We start from the raw sequence: 15,987 nt of genomic DNA, 5'->3' as shown, positions 1-15,987 counted from the left end.
CGACTGCGTCGGCGGTAAAACTGCACGCAGCACTGAATTCGACATTACACAGAGGTTAAGCAAATGATGGTTTATCCAGTCAAACACAGTCCGCTATTGCGTCAGCCTGAGCATTTTATCGCCAGAGATGAACTAAAAGCCCTGGTGCAAAAGGTGACGCATAACCTGGTCAATATTAAAGATGAGACAGGCGAATTTTTATTGCGACTGGACGATGGACGCGTGATCGATACTAAAGGCTGGGCCGGATGGGAGTGGACGCACGGCGTGGGCCTGTACGGAATGTATCACTATTACCAACAGACCGGCGACCAGACGATGCGTAAGATCATTGATGACTGGTTTGCCGATCGTTTTGCGGAAGGCGCGACGACGAAAAACGTTAATACGATGGCGCCATTTTTAACGCTGGCGTATCGCTATGAAGAGACGCGTAATCCAGCGTATTTACCGTGGCTGGAAACGTGGGCCGAATGGGCGATGAATGAAATGCCCCGTACCGATCACGGCGGAATGCAGCACATCACGCTGGCGGAGGAAAATCATCAGCAGATGTGGGACGACACGCTAATGATGACGGTGCTGCCGCTGGCGAAAATCGGTAAACTGTTGAACCGGCCGGAATATGTGGAAGAGGCAACCTATCAGTTCCTGCTGCACGTGCAGAATTTGATGGATAAAGAGACGGGGCTGTGGTTCCACGGCTGGAGCTATGACGGTCATCATAACTTCGCTAACGCTCGCTGGGCGCGCGGCAACAGTTGGCTGACCATTGTGATCCCGGATTTTCTTGAACTGCTGGACTTGCCGGAAAATAATGCTGTGCGCCGTTATCTGGTCCAGGTACTGAATGCGCAGATCGCCGCGCTGGCGAAATGTCAGGATGAAAGCGGTTTGTGGCATACGCTGCTTGACGATCCGCACTCTTATCTTGAGGCGTCGGCGACGGCGGGTTTTGCCTACGGTATTCTTAAAGCGGTGCGCAAACGCTATGTCGGGCGGCACTATGCGCAGGTGGCGGAAAAAGCCATTCGGGGGATAGTGAAACATATCTCGCCGGAAGGCGAACTGCTGCAAACGTCATTTGGCACTGGCATGGGCCACGATCTCGATTTTTACCGTCATATTCCGTTGACCTCTATGCCTTACGGGCAGGCGATGGCTATGCTGTGTTTGACGGAATATCTGCGTAACTATTTCTGATGTATGCGGATATTCCGGTCGTATCCTTGTCTGATGGCGCTTTGCTTATTTGACTATGGCGCCTGACCCGACTGTGTGGTATCAGCCTGTGGATCAAACAGGTGGTCAAGGATTTTTCGCATGATGGGCGCGGCGGTAACGCCGTCGCTTCCGCCGTTTTCCAGAATCAAGGCAATAGCGACCTTAGGGTTTTTATACGGTGCAAAAGCGGTATAAAACACATGATCGCGCAGGCGAATGGGGATCATTTTCGCGTTGTAGGTCTGATTTTCTTTCAGGCTAAACACCTGCGACGTGCCGCTTTTGGCCGCAATGCCGTAGGGCGCGGTGTGAAAGAACTTATAGCCCGTTCCGTTGGGTGCATTCGCCATGCCATACATCGCCTGACGCACCAGTCCCCAGTATGGCGACGCCGGATCGGCTATCTGTGCCGGTGTTCCTGAAGGGCGATACGGAACCACCGTTTTGCCGCTCTCTTCATTGAGTAACAGGTGAGGGGCAATCACCTTACCGTTGTTGATGAGCGCCACCATCGCTTTTACCATCTGGATGGGGGTGGCAATCCAGTAACCCTGGCCGATGCCGACAGAAATGGTATCGCCCTGATACCAGGCTTTTTTATGGACCCGCTGTTTCCATGCGCGGCTGGGAAGCAGCCCGTCATATTCTTCATTAAGGTCGATGCCCGTCGGTTTGCCATAGCCGAACTGAGACAACATCGTGTCGATACGGTCAATACCCATCATATAAGCGACCTGATAGAAAAAGGTATCCGCAGATTCCTCAATCGCTTTAGTGACATCCAGCATACCGTGTCCGGTTTTTTTCCAGTCCCGGTAATGCCGCTGCGTGCCGGGAAGCGTCCAGGTTGGCGCGCCAAAGAAGGTGGTTTGCGGCGTAATAATCCCGCATAACAGCGCGGACATTGCCATATAGGGTTTAACCGTTGACGCCGGGGGATAAAGCCCTTGCGTCACGCGGTTGATCAGCGGCAGATTTTTATCGTGCAGCAGTTTGCCGTAATCCTGATAGCTAATGCCTTTTACAAAGGGGTTCGGGTCGTAGCTGGGCATAGATACCATCGCCAGCACTGAACCATCGTGCGGATCTTCAACCAGTACGGCAGCACGCTGCCCGGCCAGCAAACTTTCAATGTACTCTTGTAAATGGAGATCCAGCGTCAGGTGAATGTTCTTACCCGCGATGGGAGGAACGTCTTTCAGCAGGCGGACAATACGCCCGTGATTATCCACCTCGACCTCCTGATAACCGGTTTTGCCATGAAGATCGTTTTCGTAGTAACGCTCAATCCCCTGTTTACCGATGTTATGGTCCGCCGCGTAATTCTCTGCCAGCCCTTTTTTATCCAGCGCTTTAAGGTCGTTATCGTTTATCTTTGACACGTAACCGAGAACATGCGCCAGCTCCGCGCCGTAAGGATACTGCCGATCCTGATAGCTATTGATCGTGACGCCGTTGAAATGAAACTGATTGACCGCAAAGCGTGCGATTTCAACATCCGTTAGCGCGTTTTTGAGCACCACCGGACGATAGCGGCTACTGGATTTTAGCGCATGGCGAAAGTCGGCGATATCATCGGGGGAGAGATCAACAATAGGGGTGAGCTGTTTTAGCAGCGCATCCATATCGGCAATTTTATAGGGCGTAACCGCGATATCATACCAGGTTACGTTACGCACCAGCGGAATGCCGTTGCGATCGTAAATGATGCCGCGCGTGGGCGCGACGGGTAGCATCTTGATATCGTTCTCATTCGAACGGGTGGTGTAGTAGTGGTGCTGGCGGATTTGCAAGTTATAGAGGTTGAAGATCAGGATACCAAAGCAGACAACCACTACACCAAACGCCACAATCACACGTCTCAGGAAGAGTTTCTCTTCCGCATCAAAGTCTTTAAAAGTCATTACCTGTACCTGAACAATCCGCCGCCTAATGATACGGGGCGGTCAGCGCCAGCACAGGTAAAAGATGTTCCATCTCTCTATAGAAATGTGTCATTCCTTGTGATTTGTTACAGATATACCGCTGTGGCAATAAAAAGGCCTGAGTCCGTTACCCGGAGTCAGGCCTGATGATGTTAACGACGGCGCGTTTACATGCGTTCTACGGTTTCGATACCCAACGTATCCAGACCCAGTTTCAGCGTCTTCGCCGTCAGTTGCGCCAGTTTTAAGCGGCTATTGCGAACCGCGTCATTCTCGGCGCTGAGAATAGGGCAGTGCTCGTAGAAGCCGGAGAACAGCCCGGCGACGTCATACAGATACGCGCACATGACGTGCGGCGTACCTTCACGCGCGACCACCGTCAGGGTTTCTTCAAACTGCAGCAGACGGGCGGCGAGCTGCGCTTCGCGATCTTCGCTAATGATAACCGGCGCGCTCGCCAGCGCCTGTTCGTCGATATCCGCTTTGCGGAAAACAGACAGCACACGCGTATAGGCATACTGCATATAAGGAGCGGTATTGCCTTCGAAAGCCAACATATTATCCCAGTCGAAGATATAGTCAGTGGTGCGGTTTTTTGACAGATCGGCGTATTTCACCGCGCCAATACCGACGGCGTTAGCCAGTTTTTCCAGCTCGTCAGCCGGCATATCCGGGTTCTTCTCCGCCACCAGACGACGCGCGCGCTCCAGCGCCTCATCCAGCAGGTCCGCCAGTTTCACCGTACCGCCCGCGCGAGTTTTAAACGGTTTACCGTCTTTACCCAACATCATGCCGAACATGTGATGTTCCAGCGGAACGGAATCCGGCACATAACCGGCTTTACGCACAATGGTCCAGGCCTGCATCAGGTGCTGGTGCTGACGGGAGTCAATGTAGTAGAGCACGCGGTCGGCGTGCAGCGTTTCGTAACGGTATTTGGCGCAGGCGATATCGGTAGTGGTATACAGATAACCGCCATCTTTCTTCTGAATAATGACGCCCATCGGGTCGCCTTCCTTGTTTTTAAACTCATCAAGGAAAACCACCGTTGCGCCTTCGCTTTCAACCGCCAGGCCTTTGGCTTTCAGATCGGCGACGATGCCCGGCAGCATCGGATTATACAGACTTTCGCCCATCACATCGTCACGCGTCAGAGTGACGTTCAGACGATCATAGGTGATCTGGTTTTGCGTCATCGTGATATCAACCAGCTTACGCCACATCTCACGGAAATAGGTATCACCGCTCTGCAATTTGACGACGTAGTTACGCGCGCGCTCGGCAAACGCTTCATCTTCGTCATAATGCTTTTTCGCATCGCGGTAGAATCCTTCGAGATCCGCCAGCGCCATGTCGCCCGCGTTTTCCTGCTGCTGTTTTTCCAGCCAGGCGATAAGCATACCGAACTGGGTGCCCCAGTCGCCGACGTGGTTAGCGCGAATAACATGATGGCCCAGAAACTCCAGCGTGCGCACTGCCGCATCGCCGATAATCGTGGAGCGTAGATGACCGACGTGCATCTCTTTCGCGACGTTGGGCGCGGAGTAGTCGACGACAATCGTCTGACGAGTCGGCTGAGAAACGCCCAGACGATCGGAGGCCAGCGCCTGTTGCACCTGTTCAGCGAGAAAAGCCGGTTCGAGGAAAATATTGATAAAGCCAGGGCCGGCGATTTCAACCTTGCTGGCGATGCCGCTGAGATCCAGATGAGTCAGCACCTGCTCTGCAAGTTGTCGGGGGGCCATACCCAGTTTTTTCGCAACTGCCATCATGCCGTTGGCCTGATAGTCGCCGAACTGAACTTTGGCTGACTGACGAACCTGGGGCTCGCAATCTGCAGGCGCGCCTGCAGCAATCATGGCCTGACTAACTTTTTCTGAGAGAAGAGCCTGAATATTCACCGGAATACCTTACGTTTATGAAGCGGACTGTATTGCCCGCGCCAGTTTAAGAATTAGGGCGGGAGTATACTGCAAATGCCCGTTGGCGTCAGCATTGCGCGCGCGGCGCGTCGCCTGAAATATACGCAACAATAATCTGCATAAGCATTCAATAAACGCCCAATCAAATCAAAGGTTGGTTGCCGGGGCGCAACAGCGTAAATTAGCGGTTTTCACAGCAAGAAGAGCGTCCTGATATGGCGAACTGGCAACACATTGATGAACTGCATGATATTTCCGCAGATTTACCGCGATTCACTCTGGCGTTCAGAGAACTTTCCACTCGCCTTGGTCTGCAGATTAGCGCCCTTGAGGCCGATCACATTTCATTGCGCTGTCACCAGAATACGACGGCGGAGCGTTGGCGTCGCGGTTTTGAACAATGCGGTGAGCTACTGTCGGAAAATATCATCAACGGCAGGCCGATTTGTCTGTTTAAACTGCATGAACCGGTATGTGTGGAACACTGGCGGTTTTCTGTTATCGAATTACCGTGGCCGGGAGAAAAACGCTATCCACACGAGGGGTGGGAGCATATTGAAATCGTGCTGCCCGGCGAGCCGGAGACCTTGAACGCGAGGGCCCTGGCGTTGTTGTCGGATGAGGGGCTTAGTCAGCCGGGGATAGTGGTTAAAACCAGTTCGCCACAGGGCGAGCATGAACGTTTGCCAAACCCTACGCTGGCCGTGACCGATGGCCGCATCACGGTAAAATTTCATCCATGGTCGATTGAAGCGATTGTCGCCAGCGAACAGGCGGCCCATTAACCTGCCGAGCGGAGTGAATATGGCGTTACTTGAGATCTGTTGTTACAGCATGGAATGCGCGCTCACCGCGCAGCGAAACGGTGCGGATCGTATCGAACTGTGCGCCGCGCCGAAAGAAGGGGGGCTTACGCCTTCTTTCGGCGTCTTACGCAGCGTACGCGAGCATATTACGATTCCCGTACATCCGATTATTCGTCCTCGCGGCGGGGATTTTTATTACACTGACGGCGAATTTGCCGCCATGCTGGAAGATATTCGCCTCGTCAGAGAGTTGGGTTTTCCCGGGCTGGTTACTGGCGTGTTGACCGTTGATGGGGATGTCGATATGTCGCGAATGGAAAAAATAATGGCGGCGGCCGGGCCGCTGGCGGTGACATTCCACCGCGCCTTCGATATGTGCGCTAATCCCTTCAATGCGCTAAAGAATCTGGCTGACGCAGGCGTAGCAAGAGTACTGACTTCCGGACAAAAAGCCGATGCGGCGCAAGGTTTATCAATAATTATGGAACTTATTGCCCAGGGGGATGCTCCAATCATTATGGCTGGTGCGGGGGTTCGTGCAAATAACCTGCAGAATTTCCTCGATGCCGGAGTACGGGAAGTACACAGTTCCGCCGGAGTCTTACTGCCTTCGCCGATGCGCTATCGCAATCAGGGGTTATCGATGTCTGCCGATATACAGGCGGACGAGTATTCTCGCTATAGGGTAGAGGGTGCGGCGGTCGCTGAAATGAAAGGAATCATTGTTCGCCATCAGGCCAAATGATTTTTACCGTTGCATCATGTCGCCCAATATGATGCTTGCTCGTACCAGGCCCCTGCCAATTCAACAGGGGCCTTTTTTTCTCCTTCATATTTCAAGCCGCAGCAGCGTTGGCCGCCTCGCGCACCCCGGTCACGTAGCTACCTACGTTCCCGGGGATTTGCTGCGTTGCCGCCTTGCTGCAACTTGAACTATTTTGGAGAAACGGTGCTATACGTAACGGTCATTCGGTAATCCATCACGGTTTACGCGCAATCAGCATCGCGCGCTGCGGGGCGGGATAGCCTTCCACCGTCTTGCTGCGATCGTTCGGGTCGAGGAAATCGGCCAGCGACTCGGTAACCATCCATTCGGTACGGCGTTGCTCTTCGGTGGTAGTGACGCAGACATCGGCGATACGCACATCAATAAAGCCGCATTTTTCCAGCCATTTTTTTAATGCCGGCGCGGAAGGAATAAAATAGACGTTACGCATCTGCGCGTAGCGGTCACCCGGCACCAGTACGGTATTTTCGTCGCCGTCGACGACCAGCGTTTCCAGTACCAGTTCACCCTCGTTGACCAACTGATCTTTTAACTGCCACAGATGCTCCAGCGGCGAGCGACGGTGATAAAGCACCCCCATCGAGAAGACGGTATCAAATGCTTTCAGCGCCGGGAGTTGTTCAATGCCCAACGGCAGCAGATGCGCGCGCTGATCGTTACCCAACAGTTTACGCACCGCCTCAAACTGGCAGAGGAAAAGCTGTGTAGGATCGATGCCGACCGCCAGATGTGCGCCCGCGCCAATCATCCGCCACAGGTGATAGCCGCTGCCGCAGCCGACATCAAGGATCGTCCGGCCGGTTAAATCTGACAGATGCGGCAGTACGCGATCCCACTTCCAGTCGGAGCGCCATTCGGTATCAATATCTACGCCATAAAGCGAGAACGGGCCTTTACGCCACGGCATCAGATTACGCAACAATGTATCAATACGCTTTAGCTGACCTTCGCTGAGCGGCGTTTCGCTTTCCGCCGTGACGCTGTGCAGTAAATCCAGCCGCCAGGGCGTAATTTCCGGTAAAAATTCTACCGCGTTCGACCACTGTTTAAACAAGCCATGCTGCTGCTCGCGTTGCCAGGCGGCAATCTGCGCGGGCAATGTTTCCAGCCAGTGGGAGAGATGATTTTTAGCAATGAGCTGATAAAAGTTACCAAACTCGATCATGCGGCAACTCCGGCTTTTAACGCGACAAGCGACCCGAAGTTAAAGCACTGGAACCACAGTTCACTATGTTCGAAACCCGCCTTACGCAGGCGCGCTTTATGTGTTTCCACCGAGTCGGTGAGCATCACGTTTTCCAGCATACTGCGCTTCTGGCTGATCTCCAGTTCGCTGTACCCATTCGCGCGTTTAAAATCGTGGTGCATGTTGAATAACAGCTCGCCCACTTTCGCGTCTTCAAAGCTAAATTTTTCCGACAGTACCAGCGCGCCGCCGGGATTCAACCCCAGGTAAATCTTATCCAGCAATGCCTGGCGTTCGGCAGGTTCAAGGAATTGCAGGGTAAAATTCAGCACCACCATCGAGGCGTTTTCAATAGTGATATCGCGGATATCGCCTTCAACGACTTCAACCGGCGTAGGCGCTTTATACGCATCAATATGGCGGCGGCAGCGTTCAATCATGGCCGGGGAGTTATCGACGGCGATAATGCGACAATGCTCATGGCGGATATTACGCCGAACAGACAGCGTCGCGGCGCCCAGCGAGCAGCCCAGATCGTAGACCTGCGTGTTCGGCTGCACAAAGCGTTCAGCTAACATGCCGATCATGGAGATGATGTTGGAGTAGCCTGGTACCGAACGCTGAATCATGTCGGGGAAAACTTCGGCTACTCGTTCATCAAAAGTCCAGTCGCCGAGACGGGCGATAGGCGCAGAAAAAAGCGTGTCGCGGTGAGACATAACGTATACATCCGGGAAAAATAAAGGCGCATATTGTGCGCTAATACAGGGAGAAAACCAACTCCCAGGGCATATACCACAGGTTTGCCAGCACCATCAGCAACAATGCGCACCAGGTAGCGCTCATCCCCGCCCGCCGCCAGCGGAACAGGCGGTGGTGAAAACCGTAATAATGCATCAGCCGACCGGCGATTAAAATGATGCCGCAGATATGCACCATCCACGTTTCGGCGCCGTTCATTTCCATAAACAGCAGCAGCACCAGCGCGACAGGAATATATTCCACCGCGTTGCCATGAATACGGATGGCGCTTTGTAATTCGCTAAAACCGCCGTCGCCATAGGCGACACGGTACTGCATTCGCAAGCGAACGACATTAAAAGAGAACTTCATTAATAATAACGCACCCAAAACGGCATACAGCGCGCTTACCATACAAACTCCCTTTTAAAATGGCTGATGGCACTGTCTATGATAGGGGGCATTTTCAGAAAAGAGAAGATTGCTGTGGAATGGACGGAGCAGTGCCGATTTCCGGTAAGACGCTGCGTAAATCATGCCAAAGTGTATTCACCAGTTCCGGCGCCTGCGCGATATCCGGAGTATGTAAAAACAGAAAAGGCGTGGTGGTCTGCCGCCACTGCGGGAGTTTCTGCAACCAGGCGGCGAAAAACTCACGGTTTTGCGCCATATTATCGCTACCGATAAAACGCACCATCGGATGGCTAGCCGTCACGACAGCATGTACCGGAACTTTGGGTTTTTTTCGCTGCGCGTCGCGGACGGCCTCGCTGTGGGGATGGGCGGCATGTACCGGACGACTATCCAGGATCACGCGGTTTACGCCGCGCGCGTGTAACCCGCGATTGAGCCGCTGTTCATCCTCACCTTTGTCAAAAAAACACGGATGACGAACTTCTACGCCATAGGTAAACGTGGCGGGGAGCGCATCAAGAAACTGCCATAAGGCGGGGAGATCGCGCGGTCCAAAGGCGGCGGGCAACTGCAGCCAGTATTGGCCAATACGCGTTTCCAGCGGCGCCAGGCGGGTAAAAAACGCCTGTACCAGATCGTCGCAATGGCGCAGCGCGGCCTGGTGAGAAATGGTCGCGGGAAATTTAAAGCAAAAACGGAAATCGTCCGTAGTTTGCGCATACCAGCGATCGACAATTTCCGCTTTCGGCAGCGCGTAAAGCGTGGTGTTGCCCTCCACGCAGTTAAAGTGGCGGGCATACTCTTCCAGACTGGTGATGCCGAGCCGCGCCCATTTCGGGTGCGACCATTGCGGCAAGCCAATGTAGATCATAAGGCGTTTAAAATATCCTCTACGCTGCGTACCCGGCCAATGCGCGGGAAAATATGCGTCATACTGCTCTGATGCTGCTCACTGCTGGCGGCGCTACAGGCATCTTCGGCAATAATAAGGTTAAATCCCAACTCCCAGGCGTTACGCGCTGTGGATTCGACGCCGATATTGGTTGAGATCCCGCACAATATGATGGTGTCGATACCCCGGCGGCGAAGCTGTAATTCCAGATCGGTGCCGTAAAACGCGCCCCACTGGCGTTTAGTCACTTCCAGATCGCTGTCCTTTTTACCCAATGCCGTAGGCCAGGTCCACCAGTTTTCCGGCAACGCGTGCGCAGGCGTTGCGGCATCCACGGGTTGTTTTAACGCTTCGGCATAATCATCAGACCATCCGACGCGTACCATAACCACGGGCGAGCCGTTGGCACGACACTTTTCCGCCAGCCGCGCGGCGCGGGCGACCACCTCATTTGCCGTATACGGGCCGCCGGCAAACGGAAGAATTCCTTCCTGTAAATCAATAACCACTAGGGCGGTTGTGGTCGCGTTGAGTTTCAGCATGATAATCACTCTCCTAAAAATAGCGTATTTCACTACACCTTAAGCGCGATTAAAGAGGAAAGCGGTGACAAATATTGTTAATTTTTGTGAGCATACGCAATACCCGCGTGAAAAACCCGGGTACAGTCAGTATGAACCAAGTGTCGATACCGCATGAAACGGGCAAGTTATCGCTCCCATGCTGGATTGACTCTTATCGTGCGGCAGAATTTCCAGTATAATAGCCGCCTTTTTTCATCCAGTTGTGACATACAGCTAAAGCTGCGACTTCGTCGCCTGCATGGCAGGCAACAATCCGCCTGCGGCTAAGTTAAGGGATATCTCATGCGTACAGAATATTGCGGACAGCTACGTCTGTCCCACGTGGGGCAGCAGGTGACTCTGTGTGGTTGGGTCAACCGTCGTCGTGATCTTGGCAGCCTGATCTTTATCGATATGCGCGACCGCGAAGGTATTGTGCAGGTGTTCTTCGATCCGGATCGTGCGGACGCGTTAAAGCTGGCCTCTGAACTGCGTAATGAGTTCTGCATTCAGGTTACGGGCACCGTGCGTGCGCGTGACGCGAAAAACGTCAATGCGGATATGGCGACCGGCGAAATTGAAGTGCTGGCGTCCTCTCTCACTATCATCAACCGCGCAGACTCACTGCCGCTTGACGCTAACCACGTTAATACCGAAGAGGCGCGTCTCAAGTACCGCTATCTGGATTTGCGTCGCCCGGAAATGGCGCAGCGCCTGAAAACTCGCGCCAAAATTACCAGCCTGGTGCGTCGTTTTATGGACGATCACGGTTTCCTTGATATTGAAACGCCGATGCTGACCAAAGCCACGCCGGAAGGCGCGCGCGACTATCTGGTGCCTTCGCGCGTGCACAAAGGTAAATTCTACGCGCTGCCGCAGTCGCCGCAGCTGTTCAAACAGCTCCTGATGATGTCCGGTTTCGACCGTTACTATCAGATAGTCAAATGCTTCCGTGATGAAGACTTACGTGCTGACCGTCAGCCGGAGTTTACTCAGATCGACGTCGAGACCTCCTTCATGACCGCGCCACAGGTGCGCGAAGTGATGGAAGCGCTGGTGCGCCATTTATGGCTGGAAGTGAAAGGCGTGGATCTGGGGGATTTCCCGGTCATGACGTTTGCCGAAGCGGAACGTCGTTACGGTTCCGACAAACCAGACCTGCGTAACCCGATGGAACTGGTGGATGTTGCTGACCTGCTGAAATCGGTAGAGTTCGCGGTCTTCGCGGGCCCGGCTAACGATCCGAAAGGCCGCGTGGCAGCGCTGCGTGTGCCGGGCGGCGCACAGCTTAGCCGTAAGCAGATCGACGATTACGGTAACTTTGTTAAGATCTACGGCGCGAAAGGCCTGGCATATATCAAAGTTAACGAGCGCGCGAAAGGTCTGGATGGGATTAACAGTCCGGTGGCCAAGTTCCTGACCGCCGACATTGTCGAGGCTATCCTTGAACGTACCGGCGCCCAGGACGGCGATATGATTTTCTTCGGTGCAGATAACAAAAAAGTGGTTGCCGATGCGCTGGGCGCGCTGCGTCTGAAACTGGGCAAAGACCTGAGCCTGACCGACGAAGACAAATGGGCGCCGCTGTGGGTGATTGACTTCCCGATGTTCGAAGACGACGGCGAAGGCGGTCTGACCGCGATGCACCATCCGTTCACCGCCCCGCGTGACATGACGGCGTCTGAACTGAAAACTGCGCCGGAAGAAGCCGTCGCTAACGCTTACGATATGGTGATTAACGGCTATGAAGTGGGCGGCGGTTCGGTGCGTATTCACAACGGTGAAATGCAGCAAACCGTATTTGGTATTCTCGGTATCAATGAGCAGGAGCAGCGCGAGAAGTTCGGCTTCCTGTTGGATGCGTTGAAATACGGTACGCCGCCGCATGCGGGCCTGGCGTTTGGTCTGGACCGTCTGACCATGCTGTTGACCGGCACCGACAATATTCGTGATGTTATCGCCTTCCCGAAAACGACCGCCGCCGCGTGTCTGATGACCGAAGCGCCGAGTTTCGCCAACCAGGCAGCGTTGACGGAGTTGGGGATTCAGGTTGTGAAGAAAGCCGAGAATAACTGATATGAACAATGTACACGACATCATTCGCGTGATATCGCGGCGGCCCGCAAGGGCGAGTCTCATCAATGCACGGCGTCACTCAACAGCCAACAACGAGGTCGCGTGAAGGATAAAGTGTACAAGCGCCCCGTTTCGGTCCTGGTGGTTATTTTCGCGCAGGATACGAAACGGGTGCTAATGTTGCAGCGACGCGACGACCCGGATTTTTGGCAGTCAGTGACTGGCAGCATAGAAGAAGGGGAGACCGCGTTGCAGGCCGCCGTGCGTGAAGTCAAAGAGGAGGTCACGATTGATGTTGCGGCAGAGCAACTGACCTTAATCGACTGCCAACGTACGGTGGAGTTTGAAATTTTTTCACATTTACGTCATCGCTATGCGCCGGGCGTTATGCACAATACAGAATTCTGGTTCTGCCTTGCGTTACCGCATGAGCGGCAGGTGATATTCACTGAACATCTGACGTACCAGTGGCTTGATGCGCCTGACGCGGCGGCGCTTACCAAGTCCTGGAGTAACCGGCAAGCGATTGAAGAGTTTGTCATTAACGTCGCCTGAAAAGGCGCGCTTTTTTTGAGGAAATATTTATGGCAGGTCATAGTAAATGGGCCAACACCAGACATCGTAAAGCTGCGCAGGATGCCAAGCGCGGTAAAATCTTCACTAAAATTATTCGTGAACTGGTAACGGCAGCTAAATTGGGCGGCGGCGATCCGGATGCCAACCCGCGTCTGCGCGCGGCTGTAGATAAAGCGCTGGCCAACAACATGACCCGCGACACTCTGAACCGTGCCATCGCTCGCGGTGTGGGTGGTGATGAAGACTCAAACATGGAAACCATCATCTATGAAGGTTATGGTCCTGGCGGCACGGCCATTATGATTGAGTGTCTGAGTGACAACCGTAACCGTACCGTAGCGGAAGTGCGTCATGCTTTCAGCAAGTGCGGCGGTAATCTGGGTACCGATGGCTCAGTGGCGTACCTGTTCAGTAAGAAAGGGGTCATCTCCTTTGAGAAAGGCGATGAAGACACCATCATGGAAGCCGCTCTGGAAGCTGGCGCGGAAGATGTTGTGACCTATGATGATGGCGCGATTGATGTTTACACTGCCTGGGAAGAGATGGGCAAAGTGCGTGACGCGCTGGAAGCGGCGGGTCTGAAAGCGGACAGCGCCGAAGTGTCCATGATCCCGTCAACCAAAGCGGATATGGATGCGGAAACCGCGCCGAAACTGCTACGTCTGATCGATATGCTGGAAGACTGTGACGATGTTCAGGAAGTCTACCATAACGGTGAGATCTCTGATGAGGTGGCGGCGACCCTGTAATGGTGCTGTTAAACGCCGGCGGGCAGGGGGTATAGCGTGTCGATTATTCTCGGTATTGACCCCGGCTCGCGCATTACCGGTTATGGCGTTATCCGCCAGGTAGGCAGACAACTGACCTATCTGGGCAGCGGATGTATTCGCACCAAAGTCGATGATTTGCCGTCTCGTTTGAAGCTCATATACGCAGGCGTGACGGAAATCATCACGCAGTTCCAGCCGGACTATTTTGCTATCGAACAGGTGTTTATGGCGAAGAACGCCGATTCAGCCCTCAAGCTGGGACAGGCGCGCGGCGTCGCGATTGTCGCCGCGGTCAATCAGGAACTGCCCGTGTTTGAATACGCGGCACGTCAGGTGAAGCAAACCGTCGTCGGTATTGGTAGCGCGGAGAAAAGCCAGGTACAGCATATGGTTCGTACGTTGCTAAAGCTCCCCGCTAACCCGCAGGCCGATGCCGCGGATGCGCTGGCTATCGCCATTACGCATTGCCATGTTAGCCAGAACGCGATGCAAATGAGCGAATCGCGGCTGAATTTAGCGCGTGGGAGAATGCGCTGATGTAAATGCAGGGTCAGGGAGACCCGTACTATGGCGATAATAAAGTCGATAAAATTTTGGCTGGCAGAAATCGTGCTGCTGGTCGTGGTGTTGCCGATATTAGCAATAATACTCAGTATCTTTAACATTATTTTTAATATTGCTGGCGATATCTATGGGCTTATCGCCACGCTGATGGCCACCATTCTTGTGGGTTGTGCGACTGGTGGTATTCGCGGTCGCTTTATCGATGAACGAGAGCGTTTTATTCCTGGTTTTTTACCTGCCTTATTACTGATTTTCTATTCTCTTACCGTTTGGCTGATAATGATTATCGTCGCTGACGGCGACTTCGAAAGTCGCGTGTTTTATCACGGGATACAGTGGTTCGGACTCTATTCTGCCTTGATCAAATCGGCTTTAATGACGGAATTTTATGAGATATCATCGTCAAGGGTGATCATTGCCCCGGTGATTCCATTTGTCGGCTTCCTGTCGTATACCATCATGCGTTTTATCACCGTCCGGCAGAATAATAAGTTGGAAAACGTCACCGGATGGCGAAGTATTGTTCTGCTCATTGCCGCAATGACAATTGCCATTAGCGGATTATTGGCCTGGCAAAGTTATGATCGTCGCGAGCGACGAGTGGTTAACGATCCGGCCAGGGAAATAACGGAATCTTTTGAGCCTGGCGCATATGACCCGTTTACCCCCGATAATAAACTGACGGCGCTGAACGCATCACCTGGGCTATTGCTGGAAAACGACTGGCCGCGACTGAATGGCGCAACGGCAGTTTATCCGGTGTACGCCTCGGCAGCGCAGGCGCTGTATCACAATCTGGATGTAGACAGCGTGTGGAAATATGTTCGCTGCGATCGGACACCTGGTGCCTGGGAGAAGTTAATTCATGGTGAAGCGGATATCATTTTTGTCGCTGAGCCTTCCGCCGAGCAAAAAGCCAGCGCGAGGGCGCAGGGCGTTGATTTACACTTCTATCCCATTGCCCGCGAGGCTTTTGTTTTTGTCACGCATAAGGATAATCCGCTGACTCAACTGAGTGAAAAACAGATTCGCGATATCTATTCCGGGCGTGTGAACAACTGGCTGGAAGTCGGCGGCAACGATGCGCGTATTTACCCCTATCAGCGGCCAAAGGGATCGGGTAGCCAGACGATTATGCTGGCTGCGGTGATGGGCGAGGATAAACTTCGCAAGCCGCTGGAAACAGAATCCGTTCACGATATGATCGGATTGCTGCGTAATGTGGCAAATTACCAGAACAGCGCCAATGCTCTGGGGTATACCTTCCGCTATTATGCTACGCAGCTTCACCATAGCCCTGATTTGCGCTTGCTGGCGGTGAATGGCATCGAGCCAACCATCGAAAATATTCGCAATGGAAAATATCCTTACACTATTGATGTATATATGGTTTCCGCTGGAAAACCCTCGCGGCAATCGCAAAAATTTATCGATTGGTTTTTGAGCGAGCAAGGGCAAAGGTTGATTGCTGACGTTGGATACGTTCCTCTGGCGCGCTAATGCACGTTGGGAGGCGGGAGAGACAATATATCTGTCAGTCA

15 protein-coding genes are annotated in these 15,987 nt (G+C 53.4%); 8 read left to right on the top strand and 7 right to left on the bottom strand.

The genetic code is table 11. The features are described from left to right. Positions 1-63 precede the first annotated feature (63 nt). A complete protein-coding gene (locus ACLJTG_RS04080; RefSeq protein ID WP_000989909.1) occupies positions 64-1,203 on the top strand; it encodes a glycoside hydrolase family 105 protein in 1,140 nt (379 codons plus the stop codon). Positions 1,204-1,256: 53 nt separating this feature from the next. Here the strand turns inward: ACLJTG_RS04080 and mrdA are convergent, their stop codons facing one another. Both mrdA and argS read right to left on the bottom strand, forming a co-directional pair. Then, positions 1,257-3,128: a penicillin-binding protein 2 gene (mrdA, locus tag ACLJTG_RS04075; protein ID WP_000142857.1), complete on the bottom strand. Its 1,872-nt coding sequence runs from the start codon at positions 3,126-3,128 to the stop codon at positions 1,257-1,259. A 188-nt stretch (positions 3,129-3,316) separates the two neighbouring features. After that, complete coding sequence (gene argS / locus ACLJTG_RS04070) at positions 3,317-5,050, bottom strand: arginine--tRNA ligase (protein ID WP_001025360.1); 1,734 nt, start codon at positions 5,048-5,050, stop codon at positions 3,317-3,319. A 236-nt stretch (positions 5,051-5,286) separates the two neighbouring features. Here argS and ACLJTG_RS04065 point away from each other — a divergent pair, with 236 nt between their 5' ends. Together ACLJTG_RS04065 and cutC are read left to right on the top strand one after the other, a co-directional pair. Next, entirely contained in the window at positions 5,287-5,856 is a 570-nt protein-coding gene (locus tag ACLJTG_RS04065; RefSeq protein ID WP_000024794.1) for a VOC family protein, read from the top strand. Positions 5,857-5,875: 19 nt separating this feature from the next. Beyond that, positions 5,876-6,622 (top strand): copper homeostasis protein CutC, encoded by a 747-nt coding sequence (cutC, locus tag ACLJTG_RS04060; protein WP_001185768.1) that lies wholly within the window; start codon positions 5,876-5,878, stop codon positions 6,620-6,622. A 235-nt stretch (positions 6,623-6,857) separates the two neighbouring features. Here the strand turns inward: cutC and cmoB are convergent, their stop codons facing one another. Genes cmoB through ACLJTG_RS04035 form a run of 5 tightly spaced genes read right to left on the bottom strand, consistent with a single transcriptional unit; the run spans position 6,858 to position 10,439 of the window. Further along, positions 6,858-7,829: a tRNA 5-methoxyuridine(34)/uridine 5-oxyacetic acid(34) synthase CmoB gene (cmoB, locus tag ACLJTG_RS04055; RefSeq protein WP_021000436.1), complete on the bottom strand. Its 972-nt coding sequence runs from the start codon at positions 7,827-7,829 to the stop codon at positions 6,858-6,860. Beyond that, positions 7,826-8,569 (bottom strand): carboxy-S-adenosyl-L-methionine synthase CmoA, encoded by a 744-nt coding sequence (gene cmoA, locus ACLJTG_RS04050; protein ID WP_000019607.1) that lies wholly within the window; start codon positions 8,567-8,569, stop codon positions 7,826-7,828. Before cmoA ends, cmoB begins: the two co-directional genes overlap by 4 nt. 40 nt (positions 8,570-8,609) lie before the next feature. Further along, complete coding sequence (locus tag ACLJTG_RS04045; RefSeq protein WP_000252975.1) at positions 8,610-9,005, bottom strand: MAPEG family protein; 396 nt, start codon at positions 9,003-9,005, stop codon at positions 8,610-8,612. 52 nt (positions 9,006-9,057) lie between these two features. After that, positions 9,058-9,876 (bottom strand): DUF72 domain-containing protein, encoded by an 819-nt coding sequence (locus ACLJTG_RS04040; protein WP_000639226.1) that lies wholly within the window; start codon positions 9,874-9,876, stop codon positions 9,058-9,060. Further along, positions 9,873-10,439: a hydrolase gene (locus ACLJTG_RS04035; protein ID WP_000916144.1), complete on the bottom strand. Its 567-nt coding sequence runs from the start codon at positions 10,437-10,439 to the stop codon at positions 9,873-9,875. The genes ACLJTG_RS04040 and ACLJTG_RS04035 overlap by 4 nt, the downstream gene beginning before the upstream one ends. Before the next feature lie 324 nt (positions 10,440-10,763). Between ACLJTG_RS04035 and aspS the strand changes: the two genes are divergently transcribed. The 5 genes from aspS to ACLJTG_RS04010 all read left to right on the top strand — a co-directional run bounded on the left by aspS (position 10,764) and on the right by ACLJTG_RS04010 (position 15,946). After that, on the top strand, positions 10,764-12,536 hold the full coding sequence (aspS, locus tag ACLJTG_RS04030; protein ID WP_001258633.1) for an aspartate--tRNA ligase: 1,773 nt from the start codon (positions 10,764-10,766) through the stop codon (positions 12,534-12,536). A 102-nt stretch (positions 12,537-12,638) separates the two neighbouring features. Beyond that, complete coding sequence (gene nudB / locus ACLJTG_RS04025) at positions 12,639-13,091, top strand: dihydroneopterin triphosphate diphosphatase (protein ID WP_000653693.1); 453 nt, start codon at positions 12,639-12,641, stop codon at positions 13,089-13,091. A 29-nt stretch (positions 13,092-13,120) separates the two neighbouring features. Next, a complete protein-coding gene (locus ACLJTG_RS04020) occupies positions 13,121-13,861 on the top strand; it encodes a YebC/PmpR family DNA-binding transcriptional regulator (protein WP_000907242.1) in 741 nt (246 codons plus the stop codon). A 36-nt stretch (positions 13,862-13,897) separates the two neighbouring features. Continuing rightward, entirely contained in the window at positions 13,898-14,419 is a 522-nt protein-coding gene (gene ruvC, locus ACLJTG_RS04015; RefSeq protein WP_000022510.1) for a crossover junction endodeoxyribonuclease RuvC, read from the top strand. A 30-nt stretch (positions 14,420-14,449) separates the two neighbouring features. Beyond that, positions 14,450-15,946 carry a PstS family phosphate ABC transporter substrate-binding protein gene (locus ACLJTG_RS04010; RefSeq protein ID WP_000974705.1) on the top strand — a complete coding sequence of 499 codons (1,497 nt, stop codon included), beginning with the start codon at positions 14,450-14,452 and terminating at the stop codon, positions 15,944-15,946. Positions 15,947-15,987: the final 41 nt, after the last annotated feature.

The sequence above is a fragment of the Salmonella sp. SAL00672 genome (assembly GCF_046552175.1).
GTDB classification, from domain to species: Bacteria; Pseudomonadota; Gammaproteobacteria; order Enterobacterales; family Enterobacteriaceae; genus Salmonella; species Salmonella enterica.
The sequence above is the reverse complement of the archived record's forward strand: the minus strand, read 5'-3'. Positions and strand labels throughout refer to the sequence as shown.

Bases quoted from the DNA above. Each gene is read 5' to 3' on its own strand.
- ACLJTG_RS04010 (WP_000974705.1), top strand. From the start codon at position 14,450: ATGGCGATAATAAAGTCGATAAAATTTTGGCTGGCAGAAATCGTGCTG.
- cmoB (WP_021000436.1), bottom strand. From the start codon at position 7,829: ATGATCGAGTTTGGTAACTTTTATCAGCTCATTGCTAAAAATCATCTC.
- ACLJTG_RS04080 (WP_000989909.1), top strand. From the start codon at position 64: ATGATGGTTTATCCAGTCAAACACAGTCCGCTATTGCGTCAGCCTGAG.
- mrdA (WP_000142857.1), bottom strand. From the start codon at position 3,128: ATGACTTTTAAAGACTTTGATGCGGAAGAGAAACTCTTCCTGAGACGT.
- cmoA (WP_000019607.1), bottom strand. From the start codon at position 8,569: ATGTCTCACCGCGACACGCTTTTTTCTGCGCCTATCGCCCGTCTCGGC.
- ACLJTG_RS04065 (WP_000024794.1), top strand. From the start codon at position 5,287: ATGGCGAACTGGCAACACATTGATGAACTGCATGATATTTCCGCAGAT.
- aspS (WP_001258633.1), top strand. From the start codon at position 10,764: ATGCGTACAGAATATTGCGGACAGCTACGTCTGTCCCACGTGGGGCAG.
- ACLJTG_RS04040 (WP_000639226.1), bottom strand. From the start codon at position 9,876: ATGATCTACATTGGCTTGCCGCAATGGTCGCACCCGAAATGGGCGCGG.
- ACLJTG_RS04045 (WP_000252975.1), bottom strand. From the start codon at position 9,005: ATGGTAAGCGCGCTGTATGCCGTTTTGGGTGCGTTATTATTAATGAAG.
- ACLJTG_RS04035 (WP_000916144.1), bottom strand. From the start codon at position 10,439: ATGCTGAAACTCAACGCGACCACAACCGCCCTAGTGGTTATTGATTTA.
- cutC (WP_001185768.1), top strand. From the start codon at position 5,876: ATGGCGTTACTTGAGATCTGTTGTTACAGCATGGAATGCGCGCTCACC.
- ACLJTG_RS04020 (WP_000907242.1), top strand. From the start codon at position 13,121: ATGGCAGGTCATAGTAAATGGGCCAACACCAGACATCGTAAAGCTGCG.